This window comes from Cellulophaga omnivescoria (genome assembly GCF_027915275.1).
Taxonomy (GTDB): domain Bacteria; phylum Bacteroidota; class Bacteroidia; order Flavobacteriales; family Flavobacteriaceae; genus Cellulophaga; species Cellulophaga omnivescoria.
Map to the genome: position 1 here is coordinate 1,058,176 of NZ_CP115819.1, position 16,732 is coordinate 1,074,907.

A 16,732-nucleotide genomic window follows, 5' to 3' on the forward strand; every position below is an offset into this window, starting at 1 on the left:
ACTATGCCAACAACTACAACTAAAAAATCTATATTTAAAAAAATACTTGCGCTTATTTTAAGCTTTGGACCAGGAATATTTGCAATTGGTTATACCATTGGTACTGGCAGTGTAACATCTATGATTGTAGCTGGCAGTAAATTTGGTATGCAACTGTTATGGGTGTTATTACTTAGCTGTATTTTTTCTGGCGTTTTAATTTTTGCCTACGGAAACTATGCGCTTCTTACAGGAGAAACTGCACTATATTCCTTTAAAAAACACTTTAAATATGGTAAAGTTTTAGCCATATTAATTATAGTGGGTATTACATTTGGGCAATGGAACTCTTTAATGGGAATTTTAGGTATATCTTCTAATATTATTTTTGAGATTTTAAGCATAAGTTTTGATGGTTTACGAGCTTACGAGTACCAAACAATTTTAGGTATAGCAATTGTAATTATTATTACCTTTTACTTGCTTATGTTGGTTGGAAAATATACGTTTTTTGAAAAAATCCTAATCATTTTTGTCACCATTATGGGGTTATCATTCTTTTTGTCGTTCTTTTTTGTACAACCACTAACTGTAGATGTGGTAAAAGGTTTGCTACCAAGCATACCAAATGTATCTGGAGGCAAAATGCTAGTTGCAGCCTTTGTTGGCACAACAATGGCATCTGCCACATTTTTATCTAGACCATTATTTGTAAAGGGTAAAGGATGGACCATTAAAAACCTTGCACAACAAAAAAAAGATGCCATTACCGCATCTATATTAATTTTTATAATTAGTGCAACTATTATGGCTGTAGCCGCTGGGGCTTTATTTTACCAAGGTAAAGAGGTAAACCATGTACTAGATATGGCTACAACCCTAGAACCTGTTGCTGGTAAATGGGCTGTTACAATCTTCTTTTTTGGAGCCTTAAGCGCTGGGTTGTCTTCAATTTTTCCTTGTTTATTAATTGCACCACTACTTATTGCAGACTACCAATCTGGTGAATTAGATACTAGCTCTAAACAGTTTAGAATTATTACAGCAATTGCCTGCTTGGTAGCACTTATTGGTCCTGCCTTTGGCGCAAACCCAATAGAGGTACAAATATTATCGCAAGTTTTTAATGTATTTGTTTTGCCTGTAGTTGTACTGGGTATTATACTTATACTTAACAACAAAAAAATTATGAAAAACTATAAAACAAGCTTGGGAGTGTATATTGGTTTGTATGCAGCCTTATTCTTTTCTTTGCTTATATCGTACAACGGTATACTAGCTCTATTAAACTATTAAGCTTTTTAGGCTAAAATACCACACAACTAAATGCAATACTATAAAATATCATCACCATGAAAATAAGTTTGATTGATGAAAACTCTAACAGAATAATGCAAAATGTAATTATCTGTAATATAAAAGATTTCATAAATGCTAAAAATTTAGAGCGCGGAGATAAACTTCCATCAGAGCGTATTATGTCTGAAAAATTTGGTGTAAAAAGAAACCATATTAGAGAAGCCATACGCAAGTTAGAGTTTTACGGTGTTGTAAAATCTATGTCGCAAAGTGGTACTATACTAGCTGTTGGGTTGGTTGGTTTTAATGGTATGGTTAATGAAATTATTGCCCTAGATACACCATCTTTTAACGAGCTTGTAGAAACCAGAATATCATTAGAACTAAAAACCGTAAAATTAGCAGCAGCAAGGCGCACAGAGGCAGATTTAAAACATATTAAAAATGCACTAGAAGCTTTTAAAGCTAAAATTACTGTAGGAGATGATTATTTGGAGGAAGACTTGTTGTTTCATTTAGCCATTGCAAAGGCTAGCAAAAACAATACTATGGTGTCTTTAATGCTATTGTTAATACCACCTATTTTAAAAACTTATGAAAGAGATACCGTTTGCGAAGGAGACCAAGTAAGCACAGAAATTAAAAAACATGAAGACATATTGCAAGCCATAGAAGCTAATGACCCAGAGTTAGCTACTAAAAAAATGAACGACCACTTTTTTAAATTATCAATGCATATAAAAAACATAAATATAAATGAAAAACTATTTTAAATTAGGCAATAAACACGGCAATACCGTAGCACAAATCTTATTTTTTAGCTGTTTGGTATTTTTAAATAGCTGCAAAAACAATGAGGATAAAACTACCACACCAAAAAGTACAAACACTGTAAAGGCACAAAAAACTGTTTATGCTAGTCATGTAATTCCTTTTTTTAACCATTGGAAACTTATTTTAGGTGATGGCTCTAATGCTGGTATTGCTAATAATTTTGAACATAAAAATTTTTTTTACACTACCAACGATGGCAAAAACAACTGGGTTGTTTTTAAAGCGCCAAATGGCGGAGATACCCACGGAACATCTAACAATACCAGAACCGAATTAGCACAGGCTAAAAAATGGTATCCTAAAACGGCTAACGACAAATTAGAAGCTACGTTAAAGGTGATGAATGTTTCTGCAACTGGTGATGCACGTGTTGCAGCATCTTACGCTGTAGTAGTTGGACAAATACATAGTGCAGATAAACACGAGAATGAACCGCTAAAAATATTTTACAAAAAGTTTCCTGGCCACAAAAAGGGTTCTGTTTTTTGGCATTATGAAATTAATACCGATGGTGAAGACAACAGCAAAAGATGGGACTATTCTACTGCCGTTTGGGGTCATAATTTTTCTGTAGTTGGCGACACTGAAAACACTTACCCAGAAGAACCAGAAGTCGGTATAGCACTGGGTGAAGAATTTAGTTATAAAGTAGAAGTTAAAAATGGTATTATGAGCCTAACGTTTAGCAGCAAAGGCCACCCAACAAAAACATTTACAAAAAATTTACTAGTGTCCAGTTACACTACAAAAGACAGCATACCTGCACAAACACAAGCCTTATTTGTACCCATTGGGCAAGATGGTGTAGAGCGCAAAAATGCCTATGCTGGCGAGGGTTGTTTTTTTAAACTAGGCGCCTACAACCAAACCAATGGCAAATCTCCAGAGGTAAATAAAAATTGGTGCTCTGGTGCTGAAACGCACAATGGCAACATACAAAAGCAATATGCAGATGGTAATTATGCAGAGGTTTGGTTTAAAACTGCAAGCATAACAGTTAGCAACACAGCTGTGTCTAACCAAGGGTATTTTGATAAAAACGACTAACACTATTAATTATAAAAATATGAATACTACTAAATTAACCGGTAAAAACATACTTATAACCGCAGGTGCACAAGGTATAGGAGAAGCAATTACAACCCATTTTATAGATAATGGCGCTAACGTTGCTATACACTATTTTTCTAGCGCAGAAACAGCTAATAAATTAGTTGCTTACGCTACCAATAAAGGGCAAAAAGCTATTGCCATTAGTGGCGACTTAACAAAAGAGGAAGATGCCAACAACTTGGTGCAAAAAACGGTAGCAGAGCTAGGTAGTTTAAATATACTAATTAACAATGCAGGCTCCTTAGTTGCACGCAAAATGCTGCAAGAAATAGATGCTAATTTTTGGAACAAAGTAATGGATATAAACCTAACATCTATGTTATTTGTTACTAGAGCAGCAACACCATATTTAGCCAAAAACACTAATAGTAGCATAGTAAACCTAGCTTCATTAGCAGGGCGTAAAGGTGGTCACCCGGGTTCACTGGCCTACTCTACTAGTAAAGGCGCAATACTAACACTTACCAGAGCATTATCTGCAGAATTAGGTCCGCAAGGCATAAGGGTAAATGCTGTAGCACCAGGGCTTATACTTGGCACCTCTTTTCATAACACGCACACCACAAAAGAGTCTGCCGCGGCTACAACAGCTGGCATACCTATACAACGTGCAGGTAACGCAGATGACGTTGCTAGAGCCGTGGTATATTTAGCTTCTGAGTATAATGGTTTTATAACCGGCGCAACGTTAGACATTAACGGTGGTGTGTATAATATGTAATGCCATAATAAAAAAGTTTTTTAGGTAATTAAAAAAATCTAGTGAAGCAACTTCACTAGATTTTTTTTGCATTATAATTACCATTTATACTAAAAAATGTGCCAATTATACATTTACTTAATTACGATATAAAAAATAGTTTTAAATTGTAGGAAAATTAGTAACCTAAAAAAGCTAAATGTGCGTTTATACAACCATATTGGCGGAATAAACGCAATAAACTGCGTTTATTTATAGTTGGCGGTAATTTAAAAAAACATACATAATTGAAAAAAATTGATTTCCATATTCACACCGTTCAATCTGTAAGCGACAGACATTTTGAATTTGACATAGAATCACTTCAAGAATATGTAAATCTTCTCAAAATTGATTGTATCGCTATTACAAATCATAATTTATTTGATAAAATCCAATTTGAAGAAATATGTAGAAAACTTGAAATTAAAGTTTTCCCTGGAATCGAAATTGATTTAGAAGGAGGTCATTTATTATTAATATCTGAAAATGATATTCTTGATGATTTTGCTTTAAAATGCCAAAAAGTTAAAGACCTTATTCCTACCAAAGACGATTCTATAAATTATGAGCAATTAATTGATATTTTTCCTAATCTTAAAGATTACCTTTTAATTCCTCACTATGATAAAAAGCCAAATATTAAACCAATCACCTTAGAAAAATTAGGTGATAACATAATAGCTGGAGAGGTAACTAGTTTAAGAAAATTTAAAACTTGCATAAAAGAAGCAGACAAACTTACACCTCTGATTTTTAGTGATTGCAGGTTTGTTGAAAATATGCCTTCATATCCAACAAGACAAACTTATGTTGATGTTGAAGACACAACGCTAAATGCCATAAAAGGTTGTCTATATGACAAAACTAAAGTCTTTCTTTCAGAAGAAGATGGAAATGACTTTTTTCAAGCGACTGATGATGGTATTATGTTATCAACAAGTTTAAATGTAATAGTTGGAGGTCGTTCTTCAGGTAAAACATATACACTCGACAAGATTTGCGAAAATTTTGATAACGTAAAATATTTAAGACAATTTTCTTTACTACAAAATGATAAAGAGAATTTCAAAAAATTAGTTACAACAAGACATAGTTTAGTTACCGAAAACTATCTGAAAGAATTTAAAGATGTTGTGTTAGACGTAAATGAAATAGATTTAAAATCTAATGAAATTTCGCTCGACAAATATTTAATTTCTCTTAAAAAATATGCTTCTGAAACGAATAGTCTAGATACATTTTCAAAATGTAAATTATATAACGAAACTAAATTTACACTTGATAGTTTAGAAAACCTTAAAAAGTTAATTTCTGCTACGGAAACTTTATTAGAAACCAACGAGTATAAAGACATAGTTAATAAACACGTAACAGAAAGTAATTTGAAGAATTTAGTGATTGAACTAATTCAAAAGCACAATGAATTATATGAGCAAAATTTAAAAAAAGATTGGACAAATAATTTAATAGAATCTATAAAGGATAGTTTAAAATTTCGCTCTACAACAACATCTATTGAAGAAGTAGATTTTACGAAAATTCAATCAGAAAAAATTAAAGCTCAAAAGTTTATTAAGTTGGTAAAAAATGTCCAATCAGAAAAAGTTATTGATAGTAAAGAAATTCGAGGATTTAAAGTTTTAGCTAAAACGAAAAAATATACAGGAGCGGGACAATTAAAAAAGAAAAGTAAAACAACTTTAGGCTTTAGTGATGCATTCAATAATTACGAGAATCCATATAAGTTTTTAATATCTCTTAAAAACGTAGGAATTGAAGAAACGGAATTTTACAAGTATTTTGTAGACATTGATTACAGAACATTAAATAAACACGGCTATGAAGTTTCAGGAGGTGAACGTTCTGAATTTAATTTACTTCACGAGATAAGTGACGCATTAAAACACGATTTGTTATTAATTGACGAGCCCGAATCTTCTTTTGACAATATTTTTCTCAAAACAGAAGTAAACGAATTAATTAAAGAAATATCAAAAGAAATCCCAGTAATTGTTGTTACTCACAATAGTACTATCGGAGCATCAATAAACCCAAATCATCTTGTATTTACACAAAAAACTGTAAACGCAGGAAATGTAGACTACAAAGTGTTTTTTGGTCACCCAACTAGCAAAATATTAAAAAGTGTTGATGGTGAAACAATTAAAAACTTAGATGTTCTTCTAAACTGTTTAGAAGCAGGAGAAGATGCTTACAACCAAAGAAATATAACTAATTATGAAATTCTTAAAGATTAATGATAACAAAGCTTTTTTCTTAAAAGATAAAGCGGAGCCAGAAAATTGGACTGAAATTGACAAAATAGAAAAAGAAGATTTAATGAAACTTCTAGATTTCGCAATTCAAGAGGATTTCGAAATGGACGTTTATGATGAAAATATTTTAGCAAATAAGGCACATCAAATAATCTACAAAAGTATTTATGAAAAGTTGAATACGTTCTTAAATAATAAAGATCGTTTTAAAGACGAAACAGAAGCTATTTATAAAGAAGCTTTAGAAAAATATCAATAAAAAACTACCGCCAACAATGGCTATAAGTAATTGCTTGTTCTCGCCTACTTCTGAAAATCCTCGCGGATTTTCAGTTTGGTGCGTACTTGCTAAGTTAAGTGCTAAACCACGCAACTATTCTTATACAATCACGCTGGCAAAAGGCTATGTACCTTAACGAACATCTAAAAAAATAATGAATAAACTAAAAACAGGAGAATTTTACGGAAGTCATTATCAAAAATCAACTTTTAAAAATCTAATCATTACCGATACAGCATACACACATAGTAAGGTAGATTGGCATTATCACGAAAACCCATACTTTACTTATTTACTTCAAGGTAAATTATTTGAATCTAATAAAAAAGAATCATACTATTTGGAGCCTGGAAATCTACTATTTCATAATTGGCAAGACTCACATTACAATATAAAACCACCTGAATATACCAGAGGCTTTCACATTGAACTGAATGAAGATTGGTTTTCAGATTTTGATATTCAAATAACCGATTTTGAAGGAAGCATCAACCTAAAGAATCCAATTATAAAGAACTTAATGAATCAGATATTTAATGAGACTAAAATTAATGACCAGTATTCAAACTTAAGTATTGAGAGTAATTTGATTGACATATTTAACACTATAAAAGAATCAAAAAAAGGGAATCAAAAAAAACCAATTTGGGTAAGTCAACTAAAAGAATTATTGATTGAGGAAAAAACAGACCATTCTTTAAAAAGTTTAAGTTTAAAATTAGGGGTTCATCCGGTTCATTTGTCAAGAGAATTCAATCGGTATTTTGGAACAAGCCTTGGTAATTACATCCGATTGATTAAATTAAATAAAGCGTTTTATTTACTTCTCTCTAAAAAGTTTTCTATGACTGAAATTTGTTATCAGTGTGGTTTTTATGACCAAAGTCACTTTATTTCAAACTTTAAAAAAACATATAATTTAACGCCAACAAAATTTTTAAAAAATATTTACTAATGTTAATTATATACAATTTTGGTAAATAGAATAGTACCACCTTTGCAATTCATCTAAAATCAATCAAAAAAAATGAAAATCAAAGACTTAATATTATTGCTTTCCATTCTTTATTCATATTCTGCTTATACGCAGAATATGGTAGAATATACAGCTGGTTGGGAAGGAAAAATAGAAAATTCAAAGACATTTAACCTAAAAGTAGAAATAGAAAATTTAGGACTTGAAAAAGCTAGATTTAAAATTTCTAACGGAACAAATATTATTAATTATCCTTTTACTATAAAAAGTACTTCTTTAATAGAAATACCTTTTTCTGAAAATTATTCTTTTAAAGGTATTTTGTCTAAAAACGGCAAAGAAATTAACGGATTCATTAAGTCTGGAATACTTTTTTATCACTTAAAACTTACACAATCAACCAATAATACTTTTGTAGGTATTTGGAATATATTAATGGTAGATGAGTTAAAATCGTTAAATTTTTATTTAAGTGTTGAAAATGGAGCAGGAAATAAATATGAAGCTTATCCAATTTTTGGAGATAACCGATTTACAGGAACTTGGTGTAACAATTTTCAAAAAGAAAATGACTCGATTATGTTTTCAGATTTTAAAACTGGCTTACAGTTTAAAGGAAAGTTAGCCAAAAATAAAATACTATTAGATATCTATTTAGGAAACAATTTACTTACACAGATAGGTTTAACCAAATCTACAACAGATTGGGAAATTGGTGGTTTTAAAAATGACAATAAAACTTCTATTCTTAAACTTACCGAAATGGAAAAACTTATTTCAAAGGATTCATTACCTAATACACATTCCGTTTTAGTTTCAAAAAAAGGAAAAATTATTTATGAAAATTATTTTGATGGATACAATGCAAATATTCCTCACGATATGCGTTCCGCATCTAAAAGTATTTCATCTGCAATAGTTGGAGTAGCAAACGACAAATTTTTATTTAAAAATGTTGAGCAATCTATTTTTGATTTTCTGCCTGTAAAATATCAAATACATAAAGATAATTTAAAAATTAAAATTGATATTCAGAGTCTATTAACAATGAGCTCTGGTATTGATGCTATTGATTATGGAATTAATGCAAATCCAAAATCTTCTGCAACAGAGCAAAATTATCAAAGAACACCAGATTGGATTGAAGCAATTTTAAAAGCGCCAATGATACATAAACCAAACACTAAAGCAAATTATGGTTCTGCAAACCCTGCTTTACTTGGTTTTGCTATGGATTCTGTTGTTTCTGAACCTTTGGAATTGTTTATTGATAAGTTTTTATTTCAAAAACTAGGAATTTCAAATTACATTATTCAATCTGACTTAAAAGATAAACCATATTTTGGAGGAGGAATGTATCTTACCCCTAAAAATATGTTGAAATTTGGAGAACTTTATCTAAATAAAGGAAAGATAAAATCAACACGTGTGATATCTAAAAAATGGGTTAAAAACTCATTTAAAAACTATCGTGATTTAGAGAATGTACTTGATAAAAATGGTTATGGATATTTATGGTGGCATAATACTTATTTAGTTAACGGAAAGAGCATAAAATCTATTGAAGCAAGAGGAGCTGGCGGCCAGTATATTTTTGTTGTTCCTGGTCTAAAAGTTGTTGTTGTTATTACATCAGGAAATTATAGAAATGGTAAAACACAACAACCTGAAGAAATTTTTGAGAAACACATTTTACCAAACATTGAAAACCGAATAAAGCCAGTTGCAAACAAGGTATAAAAAACATAGGGCATTTTTGCTAAACCAAAACGAAACTACTCATCATCTGCCCTAAATTTCTTATACTAACCAATGTACCCAATTTGATGAGCTACCAACTAAAAATTAAAAATGGAATTATATAAAAGGATTATTGAAATAGTTGATGCTAATCTGATTCACTGTTTGATTCCTGTAATTCTGACACTAATGCTTATCCAACTGATTTTTAAAAACCGATTTGAAACGAAAAGAATTTTGAATTTAATTTGTTGGATAATCATTACTTATACAATAATTACATTTATTTTTTATGTGATAGGAATGACAATAAACCCAGATGAACACGCATTTATTAATAGAGCAAATGGGCCCTATTGGTGGGCTTATTGGGTAATGTTATTATCTGCTTTAATTTTACCCCTAACCTTATTCATTAAAAAATTAGCATCAAAATTTTGGTATGTTCTTTTAGTTGCGTTTGGAATGAAAAGTGGAATGTATTTTGAACGTTTGGTAATAATTACAACAAGCTTCCATAGAGACTATCAAACTGAAAATGGAAACGTTGGACTTATGGAATCAATATTGTACGAAATTGGAATATTCTTTATACAAGGAATAATAATTGCGATGCTGACTTTAGGAGTATTTGAAATAATAAAAAGAAAAAGCTAAAATAAAATATAAAAATTTTTGGTCTGTGTTAATCCAAAAATAATTCTCTAATTTATACGCAACGTTTCATACACAAACCTTTGGCGAGCATTTAACAAACCGCAATCTATGAAAGAATGACAAAAGGAATTTTAATAACTTCAATAACTCTTATGAGCATATTTAATGTATTTGGACAAGGGAAAAACGACAAAAATAAAACTGAATTTAAATTTAGTGATGCAGAAAATAAAGCTGTTTTTACTTGTAATCACGTAACTGATGAGAAAAGTCCGATTTTGTATGCGACACACGACAGCGACGGAGATTGGCAATTCTTATGCGGACAAAATGACCACACAGAAGAAAACACAAAAATCATTTCTTTGAAAAATGCGGTTGAATTAGATAATACTCTTAATGAATTATTTGAAATGCCAAATGGAGTTGGAGCGGAACGCTATGAAATTGGTAAAAAATGGTATCCTTTTAAACTCTAATCAGAAAATAGGTTTTTATGAGCAAATCGGAAAAGAAAACTAAAATTCGTGGAATCACAACTGCGAAATCGGAGAAAGAAAACAAGCAAGATGCTAATAGAAAATATCGCAGGATAGTAAAACAGAAAGTTAAATATAACGAGTCTGAATTACCTAAAATTCGTGAAATCTCAAATGTTTGGAGTTTTAATAAAGACGGAAAGAAATACGATTCTGAAATGACCCATAAAGATTTGCGAAAATAAAAAAGGCACGCCAACACCCTGTATAATTAATTGCTAGTGCTAGCCTACTTACAAATCTCTAATTGTTAGGACTCGCAGATTTTATTAGTCGGTAATTATTTATTAATTTGAGGTGCTTAAAGCACATAAAAAATGCCTACAAATAGGATATGTAAATTTTAGAGAAACCTTAAAATTAGCAGAAAAAATATACCGTTCTTTTTAAATACAAATTAGGACCTAAAAACAAAAACTTATGAAAAAAATTATAGTATTAATTGTAGTCCTAAGCATATGTATATCTTGTAGTCAAAAAAAAAGTAAAACCAATAATGAGCTGCAAAACCCTACACAAACAGCTAAAGATTCTTTAACAGCAGCACTAGATAGTATTTATAAGCAAGGACTAACAAACGGTTTTGGAGTTGCTATAGTTAATGATAAAGGAACCCTGTATAAAAATGGTTTTGGGTGGGCAGATAAAGCAAATAAAATAGCTTATACAGAAAATACAATACAACACATAGCTTCTATATCTAAAACCTTAATTGGAGTAGCATTAATGAAAGCGCATGAATTGGGTAAATTAAACTTAGATGATCCTATAGATAAATACATTGCATTTGATGTTTTAAATCCTAATTACCCCAATAAAAAAATTACCATACAACATTTAGCTACGCATACGTCATCAATTGTAGACACAAAACATTATATGCAAAATGCTTGGATATTAACACCTAACCAAGACTTATCAAAAGTTTATAAAAATTATCCTTACCAGCGCTTAAATCCTTCAACAAGTGCAATGCAAATGGAGGCTTTTTTAAAAGAGGTACTTACAACTAAAGGCAAATATTATGATAAAGAAAATGGCTTTTTAAAGCACAAACCAGGAGAAAAGTTTGAGTATTCTAATATTGGAGCTACACTAACAGCCTTAATTATTGAAAAATCTACAGGAATACCGTTTAATGAATTTACTAAAAAATACATTCTTAAACCTCTAAAAATGAACTCTGCAGGATGGTCATTAGATGAAGTGGATGCTACAAAACACTCTAGATTATATTATGATTTAGATATACCATTACCATTTTATACCGCCATAACTTATCCAGACGGGATGTTAATTGCTTCATGTGATGATATGGCTAAATATTTAACAGAACTAATTAAAGGTTATACTGGCAATGGTACACTGCTGAACAAAAAAAATTACGAAACACTATTTACACAGTATTTAAGTGAAGATAACTTTGATAAGCGTAATGCCAAAAACCCGTACAATGATGAATATAACACTGGTATTTTTATGGGCTTTAGCGCTAAAGGTTACATTGGCCACACAGGAGGAGATGCCGGAGTGGTATCGTTTATGTTTTTTGACAAAGAAACTAAAACAGGACGATATTTAATACGAAATACAAATAGTGATGATGATAATGGACCGGTTCAATTTTATAACATTTGGAAAAAATTAGGTGAATATTCTCCTAAACTTCATCAATAATTATAATTAATAGTACAAACACAAAACTATATTTTACCATTTACGTTTTTTTATTTGAGTGTAGCTTTAAAGTATTACTGTATTTTTATATAAAATATTTGTTATATTAGTTACGTAAACACCTAACAAACAGCTCATAAAACGTTTGTTATAATTAACCAAAATGAAAAAAGTAACATTACTATTTGTACTAATTAGTAGCTTAATTACTACTGTTTATTCACAAAATAAGGATTGTAGCTGTAAAACCGATTTAACTTTTTTGGACAGCAAAATAAGAAAAACACCGGCTTATAAAATTAACAAAAAGGCATACCACACTTCCTATTCAAAAATTGCAAAAAAGGTAAACTCCATAAATTCAATTTTTGATTGCCATTTACTACTTAATAAACTTTTAATTTCTTTAAACGATAACCATAGTAGAGTTTATAGCGCTAACCCTGGAACAGATAAAGTAAAATTAAATTCTGAAAAGTTATTAGAATTTAAAAAAACAGCGCTCTATAATAGCTACCCACAACCAAATATAAATTTAGACAGTTTGCAAGTAGCATTAAGCAGCAAAACAAAAATGAATGTTGAAGGAGTATATACCAGAGAAAATTATATGACTATTGGTGTCTACAAAAATAATGGACACTATAACGCCATTATTTTAAATTCGGAATCTGATGTTTGGCAAATAGGTGAGGTTATTTATACGCTAATACCCTTTGGAAATAATTATTTATTAAACATTGGCGGAAGCATTTCATCTAAACGACTAATTGCATATACAGAAAGAATAGAAGATGGTTTTTTTTATTTTATGGGCTTCAAAAAAAATATTGCAGAAAAAAGTTATTACCAAAAAACGCTCTCTGAAGATACCTACTACCGTGAAGAACTATCAGATAAAATTACGTATTTAAGAGTTGGGAGTTTTAGCTCTTGGAACAAAACCCTTATTGATGCAGAAAAATTTTACAAATCTTTAGAAGGAAATTTAAACAAAAAACACTTAATTATTGATTTAAGAAACAATGGCGGTGGCGGCAACAGAAATTCTAACATTTTATATGAGTTAGTAAAAGACTATGCTAAGCAAAACAAAGTTTATATACTTATTAATCATAAAACTGTGAGTAATGCAGAGCAATTTGCCCATAAACTTAGTAAGTTAGAAAATTGCCTATTATTTGGCCAAAGAACTAATGGAACACTAGCTTATGAAATAAAAGATAGTAATTACACCTTACCTTGTACCAATTTTATAGTTTCATTAACCTCCAAAAAACATTCAAAATATATAGAGTATGAATCTGTAGGAATTAAACCAAATGTTTTACTAGACATTAAAACAGATTGGATTGAACAATTAAAAACCTACATTAACAAAAATAGCGAGGGCTAAAAAAATTATGGGTTACCATAATTATAGTACAGAATTTTTAAAAAAAATAAATAAAACGAAAAATATGCGTTTATCCATCTATATTGGAGAAATAAACGCAATTAATTACGTTTATATATAGTTGCCCACAATATGAAAAACCAGCTTCTGATAATAGTTTTCTTTATTTCTAACTTCTGTTTTAGTCAAATAAAGGCAGTGATATTTGACAAGGAAACTAAAGAAAAAATATCCTATGTTAACATTTGGATTGAAAATGAAAATATCGGAACTACTTCAAATGAAAACGGCGAGTTTCTTATTGACAATTCTAAAGGAGAAATTTTAATTCTGTCGAGTTTAGGATATGAGACTATGAAAATCAATCTAAAAGAAGTGCCTTCTAAAATATTCCTAATTCCAAAATCTTATGAATTAGATGAAGTAATTGTTTCAACAAAAAAAGAAAGTAAAGAAAAAATAATAGGAAAATTTCAAGATTCTGAAATTGGATTTTACTACGCTACTGAAAAAAATCCTGAAATAAAAGCTAGATTATTCGATTATGATACGTCTTATGCAGAAACACCTTTTCTAAAAAGTATAAAATTTAGAATTTATAGTGACATAAAAAAAGCGAAATTCAATATCAGGTTTTATTCAGTTGGAGACAATGGGCAACCTGATAAACCTATTTGCGAAAAAAATATAATTGGAATTTCTAAAAAGGGAACAAAAAATCTGGAAATTGATTTATCGGCCTTAAATATTTACTTTCCTAATGACGGACTTTTTGTAAGTTACGAATGGTTAATAATTGAAGAAAATGAATTTAATATGTCGGTTCCAACCCAAGATTCTAATAAAAGAATTGAGAAAACACTTTACGGCCCGAAAGTTGGACTTTTACCTGTTACAAAAAACACAAATAGTTGGTTATATAGAAATGGGAAATGGGAAAAAGTAGATAAATTTAAAGGAAATAGCCCAAAACCGTATTTAGATAATTATGGGATTTTAGCAATTGAATTAACACTTACGAATTAAAAAATACTGTGGGCAACACCGCGTATAATTAATTGATTGTTTTAAGCCTACTTTCGAACATCCCTCGCTGATTTTCTATCTGTGATTTATTTACTAAATTAGTTGTTTAAACACCTGGTATACAATATTAATAACCGTTAATAAACATAATTATTAATACAGTAATAAGTTTTTTAGTAGAAGTAATCTTTAATAGAATATTACTTAAATTATGGAAGTTTATTGGTAACAGCCTAAATTACTTAGACAGCTTTTTTAATACAAAAAAGAAGAAAAAATAATGCCTAATAACCTTAAAAAAATATCTCTTGGTGTCTCTGTTGTAATTTTTATGATTTTTACATTTGTAATTGGTCCAACCAATGTATTTGGTCTTGAAAAATACTTACAAAACAACACCAACTATTTTTTTGGAGTAAGTACTTACTACTTAGATTATGCCTTGCTAGCTTTTATACCCTTTTTTGGAATATTTTTAAATTACAAGCGTAATAGCCTTAACTATTTTTGGCTTTTAATACATATTGCAATACTACTTTTCTCTGCAATATTATCATTTATTATAGGACTTTACATTTTAACTTTTATTGGTAAACCAACAAGCCCATTAGTACCTAAGTACATAGTTACAGAACCTATATTTTTATACTCAACCATATGTATAGGAATAGGAATATTAATTCCGTTTATTTTAGTTAAAGCAAAAAAATAAATACGCTCCTTTGCTACAATCTACAAAGTATAATTGTAGTTGCCAACATACTTATAATAACATAGTTTACTACCGTTAATTGCTTTAAACTACTTAAAGCAGTAGCCTGTAAGATTTATCATATACATCTCCTACAAATTAAAGTGTAATACAATGCAACAAACAAAACGCTACAACGTTTAAAAATACAACATAAACAAACTAATTTAACCTTAACCAAAATCTATGAAATCTAAAATCATATGTTTATTAGTATCAACATTTGTATTATTATCTTGTTCCAATGATGATTCGGACACAGAGCTTAACCCCAAAGACGATTTTCCTACCACTGCTGAAATTGCAGATACACCTTTAGAAAAAGGGAGTATTTTAACAATAACCGGCAACTTTAACCCTGAAAAGACTTATACTGTAACTTTTTTTGAAAACATTATTGCCGAAAACATTGAAGTTAATACAGATAAATTAATGGTAGAAATACCTAGTGATGCAAAATCTGGAGAAGTTACTTTAACTTTTAAAGGAGAAACCAAAACAATAGGTAAAGTTGAGATAATTGAAAACAGCACAAAAGACATATTCATTTTTCAGTATGACGATGATGTTAAAAAATTAGCTAAAATAGACACTAATACTGGTGACTTAGAATACATTACATCTAAAATAGAGTACGGAACAAATACCAGAGGTATGGTATACAACCCTAATAATAAAACTTTTGTAGGGTTTGATTTTGATGCGGATTACAAACCTTTTGTTATTACTATTAACCCAGACGGCACTACTACATCTACCAAAATAAAAGAAGAATTTTTAGCTGGTGGTGGCAATTTTGATGATTTAGTTATTGATGACCAAGGAAACTATTTTATTTTTCAGTATGATGAAGATGTAAAAAAACTAGCCAAATTAAACACAACTACAGGTGATTTAGAATATGTTTCACCTAAAATAGAATACGGAACAAATACCAGAGGTATGGTATACAACCCTAATAATAAAACTTTTGTAGGGTTTGATTTTGATGCGGATTACAAACCTTTTGTTATTACTATTAACCCAGACGGTACTACTACATCTACCAAAATAAAAGAAGAATTTTTAGCTGGTGGTGGCAATTTTGATGATTTAGTTATTGATGACCATGGCAACTGCTATATTTTTCAGTACGATGAGGATGTTAAAAAACTAGCCAAAATAAATACTGCAACTGGTAGTTTAGAATACGTTACTTCTAAACTAGAATACGGAACAAATACCAGAGGTATGGTATACAACCCTAGTAATAAAACTTTTGTAGGTTTTGATTTTGATAGCGATTTTAAACCTTTTGTAATAACTATAAACCTAAACGGTACAACAACTACTACCTATATAAAAGAAGAGTTTTTAGCTTCTGGAGGTAACTTTACAGATTTAGTTATTAATTAACAATTTACAACAATGTATAGGCGATATAGCTCTTCGCTTATACATTGTTTAT

The 16,732-nt window shown here is 30.1% G+C and carries 16 protein-coding genes; all 16 read left to right on the plus strand.

The window, feature by feature from the left end:
- Window positions 1-3 precede the first annotated feature (3 nt).
- The 16 genes from PBN93_RS04695 to PBN93_RS04770 all read left to right on the plus strand — a co-directional run bounded on the left by PBN93_RS04695 (window position 4) and on the right by PBN93_RS04770 (window position 16,680).
- Window positions 4-1,275, plus strand: a complete 1,272-nt coding sequence (locus tag PBN93_RS04695; protein WP_271081579.1) for an Nramp family divalent metal transporter — start codon at window positions 4-6, stop codon at window positions 1,273-1,275.
- Between the two features lie 56 nt (window positions 1,276-1,331).
- A complete protein-coding gene (locus PBN93_RS04700; RefSeq protein ID WP_077404814.1) occupies window positions 1,332-2,051 on the plus strand; it encodes a FadR/GntR family transcriptional regulator in 720 nt (239 codons plus the stop codon).
- The gene (locus PBN93_RS04705; RefSeq protein WP_271081580.1) at window positions 2,035-3,159 is read left to right on the plus strand and encodes a polysaccharide lyase family 7 protein; all 1,125 of its coding nucleotides are present in this window, start codon (window positions 2,035-2,037) and stop codon (window positions 3,157-3,159) included. The genes PBN93_RS04700 and PBN93_RS04705 overlap by 17 nt, the downstream gene beginning before the upstream one ends.
- A gap of 19 nt (window positions 3,160-3,178) precedes the next feature.
- On the plus strand, window positions 3,179-3,946 hold the full coding sequence (locus tag PBN93_RS04710; protein ID WP_271081581.1) for an SDR family NAD(P)-dependent oxidoreductase: 768 nt from the start codon (window positions 3,179-3,181) through the stop codon (window positions 3,944-3,946).
- Window positions 3,947-4,212: 266 nt separating this feature from the next.
- Complete coding sequence (locus tag PBN93_RS04715; protein WP_271081582.1) at window positions 4,213-6,225, plus strand: histidinol-phosphatase; 2,013 nt, start codon at window positions 4,213-4,215, stop codon at window positions 6,223-6,225.
- Window positions 6,206-6,502, plus strand: coding sequence for a hypothetical protein (locus PBN93_RS04720; protein ID WP_271081583.1), 297 nt, complete (start codon window positions 6,206-6,208; stop codon window positions 6,500-6,502). Before PBN93_RS04715 ends, PBN93_RS04720 begins: the two co-directional genes overlap by 20 nt.
- Window positions 6,503-6,677: 175 nt before the next feature.
- Window positions 6,678-7,478 (plus strand): helix-turn-helix domain-containing protein, encoded by an 801-nt coding sequence (locus PBN93_RS04725; protein ID WP_271081584.1) that lies wholly within the window; start codon window positions 6,678-6,680, stop codon window positions 7,476-7,478.
- A gap of 72 nt (window positions 7,479-7,550) precedes the next feature.
- Complete coding sequence (locus PBN93_RS04730; protein WP_271081585.1) at window positions 7,551-9,239, plus strand: serine hydrolase domain-containing protein; 1,689 nt, start codon at window positions 7,551-7,553, stop codon at window positions 9,237-9,239.
- A 111-nt stretch (window positions 9,240-9,350) separates the two neighbouring features.
- A complete protein-coding gene (locus PBN93_RS04735; RefSeq protein WP_271081586.1) occupies window positions 9,351-9,896 on the plus strand; it encodes a hypothetical protein in 546 nt (181 codons plus the stop codon).
- Between the two features lie 116 nt (window positions 9,897-10,012).
- Complete coding sequence (locus PBN93_RS04740) at window positions 10,013-10,375, plus strand: hypothetical protein (RefSeq protein ID WP_271081587.1); 363 nt, start codon at window positions 10,013-10,015, stop codon at window positions 10,373-10,375.
- A gap of 17 nt (window positions 10,376-10,392) precedes the next feature.
- Window positions 10,393-10,620, plus strand: a complete 228-nt coding sequence (locus tag PBN93_RS04745; protein ID WP_271081588.1) for a hypothetical protein — start codon at window positions 10,393-10,395, stop codon at window positions 10,618-10,620.
- 235 nt (window positions 10,621-10,855) lie between these two features.
- Entirely contained in the window at window positions 10,856-12,112 is a 1,257-nt protein-coding gene (locus PBN93_RS04750; RefSeq protein ID WP_271081589.1) for a serine hydrolase domain-containing protein, read from the plus strand.
- 163 nt (window positions 12,113-12,275) lie between these two features.
- A complete protein-coding gene (locus PBN93_RS04755) occupies window positions 12,276-13,508 on the plus strand; it encodes a S41 family peptidase (protein WP_271081590.1) in 1,233 nt (410 codons plus the stop codon).
- A gap of 132 nt (window positions 13,509-13,640) precedes the next feature.
- Window positions 13,641-14,534 (plus strand): carboxypeptidase-like regulatory domain-containing protein, encoded by an 894-nt coding sequence (locus tag PBN93_RS04760; RefSeq protein ID WP_271081591.1) that lies wholly within the window; start codon window positions 13,641-13,643, stop codon window positions 14,532-14,534.
- 280 nt (window positions 14,535-14,814) lie between these two features.
- Window positions 14,815-15,246 (plus strand): hypothetical protein, encoded by a 432-nt coding sequence (locus PBN93_RS04765; protein WP_077407188.1) that lies wholly within the window; start codon window positions 14,815-14,817, stop codon window positions 15,244-15,246.
- Window positions 15,247-15,471: 225 nt separating this feature from the next.
- Window positions 15,472-16,680, plus strand: a complete 1,209-nt coding sequence (locus PBN93_RS04770; protein WP_271081592.1) for an NHL repeat-containing protein — start codon at window positions 15,472-15,474, stop codon at window positions 16,678-16,680.
- Window positions 16,681-16,732 lie beyond the last annotated feature (52 nt).

Bases quoted from the DNA above. Each gene is read 5' to 3' on its own strand.
- PBN93_RS04695 (WP_271081579.1), top strand. From the start codon at position 4: ATGCCAACAACTACAACTAAAAAATCTATATTTAAAAAAATACTTGCG.
- PBN93_RS04700 (WP_077404814.1), top strand. From the start codon at position 1,332: ATGAAAATAAGTTTGATTGATGAAAACTCTAACAGAATAATGCAAAAT.
- PBN93_RS04705 (WP_271081580.1), top strand. From the start codon at position 2,035: ATGAAAAACTATTTTAAATTAGGCAATAAACACGGCAATACCGTAGCA.
- PBN93_RS04710 (WP_271081581.1), top strand. From the start codon at position 3,179: ATGAATACTACTAAATTAACCGGTAAAAACATACTTATAACCGCAGGT.
- PBN93_RS04720 (WP_271081583.1), top strand. From the start codon at position 6,206: ATGAAATTCTTAAAGATTAATGATAACAAAGCTTTTTTCTTAAAAGAT.
- PBN93_RS04725 (WP_271081584.1), top strand. From the start codon at position 6,678: ATGAATAAACTAAAAACAGGAGAATTTTACGGAAGTCATTATCAAAAA.
- PBN93_RS04730 (WP_271081585.1), top strand. From the start codon at position 7,551: ATGAAAATCAAAGACTTAATATTATTGCTTTCCATTCTTTATTCATAT.
- PBN93_RS04735 (WP_271081586.1), top strand. From the start codon at position 9,351: ATGGAATTATATAAAAGGATTATTGAAATAGTTGATGCTAATCTGATT.
- PBN93_RS04740 (WP_271081587.1), top strand. From the start codon at position 10,013: ATGACAAAAGGAATTTTAATAACTTCAATAACTCTTATGAGCATATTT.
- PBN93_RS04745 (WP_271081588.1), top strand. From the start codon at position 10,393: ATGAGCAAATCGGAAAAGAAAACTAAAATTCGTGGAATCACAACTGCG.
- PBN93_RS04750 (WP_271081589.1), top strand. From the start codon at position 10,856: ATGAAAAAAATTATAGTATTAATTGTAGTCCTAAGCATATGTATATCT.
- PBN93_RS04755 (WP_271081590.1), top strand. From the start codon at position 12,276: ATGAAAAAAGTAACATTACTATTTGTACTAATTAGTAGCTTAATTACT.
- PBN93_RS04760 (WP_271081591.1), top strand. From the start codon at position 13,641: ATGAAAAACCAGCTTCTGATAATAGTTTTCTTTATTTCTAACTTCTGT.
- PBN93_RS04765 (WP_077407188.1), top strand. From the start codon at position 14,815: ATGCCTAATAACCTTAAAAAAATATCTCTTGGTGTCTCTGTTGTAATT.
- PBN93_RS04770 (WP_271081592.1), top strand. From the start codon at position 15,472: ATGAAATCTAAAATCATATGTTTATTAGTATCAACATTTGTATTATTA.